At 65.0% G+C, this 2951-nt stretch carries 2 protein-coding genes; one reads left to right on the top strand and one right to left on the bottom strand.

Annotated elements, in window-relative coordinates; all coding sequences use genetic code 11:
* Nucleotides 1–258: 258 nt before the first annotated feature.
* The gene (locus tag Q7A36_RS39195) at nucleotides 259–831 is read right to left on the bottom strand and encodes a hypothetical protein (protein ID WP_305109210.1); all 573 of its coding nucleotides are present in this window, start codon (nucleotides 829–831) and stop codon (nucleotides 259–261) included.
* 858 nt (nucleotides 832–1689) lie between these two features.
* Here Q7A36_RS39195 and Q7A36_RS39190 point away from each other — a divergent pair.
* A complete protein-coding gene (locus tag Q7A36_RS39190) occupies nucleotides 1690–2712 on the top strand; it encodes a replication protein RepA (RefSeq protein ID WP_305109209.1) in 1023 nt (340 codons plus the stop codon).
* Nucleotides 2713–2951: the final 239 nt, after the last annotated feature.

Here is a 2951-nt window from a genome sequence, read left to right as displayed (position 1 = left end):
CTAGGGCGTCGTCACCACTTCAACGGTGGGCGACCTAGGCGGAGCCCGCCTGCGGCCAGATGCCCTGTTGGCGCCAATATCGCTCCTCCGCCTCGACCCGCTCCTGCATTGGGCGCCAGAACCCCTTGGTGAGCAGCCCCTCGCTCACGGCCTGCCAATAGGCCAACGCCGCCGCACCACGTCACGCGGCCAGGGCCAGAGAGGCGCTCCCAGCTTTGCCCGCACACCGGGCTGGCTACCGGGAAGCGATCAGTCCTGTCAGCGTTGCCGGGTGCTCCAGTGCTTGTCGATCCGGCCGCGCCGGGCCGCTCCTGCCACCATCCAGCGCCGTCCAGGCTGTGCTGGCCGCGGCGTCACGCCTTGCGTCGGCGCGGCGGCATGCTGCGTCGGCCCGGCCAGCGTTGCAGAAACCTCATTCTTCTCCTCGATCAACTGTAAGTCGGTACTCGGCGCTGCTGAGCGGCCGCGCCGCGGCCGCTTCGGGCGAGACGAGGGCTCCATTGCCCGAACTAGCTCCGGCGTGGCCTCGACCAATGTCGGTTCTGGCTGCGGTAATGGCGGCTCGTCCGCTGCTGTGGACGCCTCACTTGTCGCCGCGCTGTCCTGCCAGGCCGCGAGGTCTCGCTGTTGCTGCAGGCCTTCCTCAATCACCTGCTGCAAGGTGCCGACCGTTTCATAGAAGCCATCCCCACGCGTGGCGAGGATCGGCTGTCCATCGGCATAGAAGACCTTCCGCTGCATGGCGAGGCGCTGGACCTGTGCCGGCGTGGCAGGGAGGAAGGTGACGCCACAGGCTTCCGCTGCAGCGATGTCTTTGGGGCTCAGTTGCAAGTGATAACTCTCGCATAAAGCAAGGACAAGAAACTGCAACACGGTGACCTATTGCAGATAGGGACGCTGCTGCGCTCTTCACAACTCTACTCCAACTTTCGTCAACCGATCACTAGCCAAGATATTGCAAGGCTCTCCTCGCAGACGAACTTGGCCGGCACTCTGCTTGTGCCGATTTAAGATCGCATCATAGAGGGGACAGAGCGCTATGAAGGCGCACTGCCGTGCGTTTATAGCGCATCGCCAGAATGAGAAATTATCAAATAGAATCAGTATTTTACAGTCCTTACGCACTATCTGCTCGTTCTATGGTATGCCCTCAATTTGGCCTTGAACCAGAGTGGGTCCAAAGCATTGCTTTCGACCATCGTGGCTGTCGCGCTTGCGCCAGGCAGAGAAGCGGTACTCCAGTCCAGCACTCCCTCAGTGCCTGTCATTCGGGCCACGCCCTATTGGTTCCTGAGGTCTCGATGAATCGACGGCCTTCAATGCCCTTGGCCTGCCACCCGGGCCAAGGGCTGTGGCACCGACTTATCCACAGCGAGCCGTTCTCGGCCGCGGTGAGCGGCCACCCTATAGGATAAGTTCTTATAGGACTCTTATAGGTAATTGGAGGCCGCCGATTCAGCGTGGATAACTGGGGGAAAGGCCGCCGATTCAGCGTACGGAGCCGAGTCGCGAGGCCGCCGATTCAGCGTAACTAGGCCGCCGATTCAGCGTGGATAACTTCCTGCACCAAGCCCTGCCCTGGTCGCTTATGCGATGCCGCTGCGCGGAAGGCCGCCGATTCAGCGTATGCCCGGGTTTCGAAGCGGTTAGGTTGTCTCGCACACTTTCCGGACGCAGCGCCCCGACCTCATGGCCGAGATTCACCGCCAACTCATGCTCTTCGGTGCCGAGGAGCTTCGCCGCAATGCTGCCGGCATCGGTAACCGCCAGGAGCGTCAGCGCGAGCTGGACCGAATTGCGGCGGCCAGTGCTGCCCTTGGCGAGCCGACTGAAGACGACCTCGCCTTCTCCCATTCCGGCCTCTGCCAGACCTGCCTGCCGCATGCCCGGCCGGCCTCGAACGACCTGATCTGGCAGCGCAACTCCGGCCGCTTCCACTTAATGGTCAGCCCCGGCGTGGTGCGCGGCCAGGATGGCCGCGCGGTGCGCGTCGGCGTGCCTTACGGCACGCGTGCCCGGCTGATCATGATCTTCCTGCAGACCGAGGGCGTGCGTAGCCGCATCGTCAGCCTCGGCCCCAGCATGTCGGCCTGGATCCGCTCCCTCGGCCTGCCGGTCACCGGCGGGCCGCGCGGCACCATCCAGGCGATCCGGGAACAATCGCTGCGCATCGCCCGCTGCGAGTTCACGCTGCAATGGACCGCCCGGTCGGAGACCGGCGCCGACGAGACCATCATCCGCGACCAGCGCCTGGTCTCCGGCCTCTCTCTCTGGCACGGGCAGGACGAGGGCGCGCCTTGGCAGGCCACCGTCGAACTGACACGGGAGTTTCACGAGCACCTGCGCGAGCACGCCGTGCCGCTGGTGCGTGATGCCATCGCGCACCTGAAGGATAACTCCCTAGGCCTCGACCTCTACACCCTGCTGGCCTACCGGCTGCAGCGGCTGGAGCAGCCCTTGCTGCTCCGCTGGCAGGCCCTGGCGGCCCAGGTAGGCTCGGAGACCGGCCGCACCTCCCACCTCGCCCAGCGGGTCAAGGCGGTGCTGCCGGACGTGCTGGCGGTCTATCCGGATGCAAGAGTGGAGGTGGTACGGCGCGGGCTGCGCCTGCTGCCCTCCCGCTCGCCGGTGCCACGGACGCTAGTGAACGGCTTCCGGGTGATCGAGGGCCAGACTGCAGCAGTGCGGCCGAAGCTCAGCACTGGCGGCTGAGGCGCGCCCGTACGCAGCCCTTGCGCCATGTCGTCGGCCCGCACCACTCCCTGGTCATCCAGGCGGGCGCTGTCGCGGGATAGACGGGCGACCTCGAGACGCTGCACGTCGGTCACAGTGCTGGCTGGCCGCGGCGGAGATGCTCTGAAATATCATCTCGGCAAAGCCGAAGTAGTCAGAAAAAAAACCCGCGCGCCAACGCCCCGTGGCTGATGGCCTGCGGAGTGTTGGCGTGCGGG

Origin of the sequence: Paracraurococcus lichenis (assembly GCF_030657435.1) — a bacterium.
Classification (GTDB): domain Bacteria; phylum Pseudomonadota; class Alphaproteobacteria; order Acetobacterales; family Acetobacteraceae; genus Paracraurococcus; species Paracraurococcus lichenis.
Note: the sequence above shows the minus strand (reverse complement) of the source record. Positions and strands in the feature narration are given on the sequence as shown.

Excerpts from the sequence above, each read along its gene's own strand:
- Q7A36_RS39190 (WP_305109209.1), top strand. The coding sequence starts at position 1,690 with ATGGCCGAGATTCACCGCCAACTCATGCTCTTCGGTGCCGAGGAGCTT.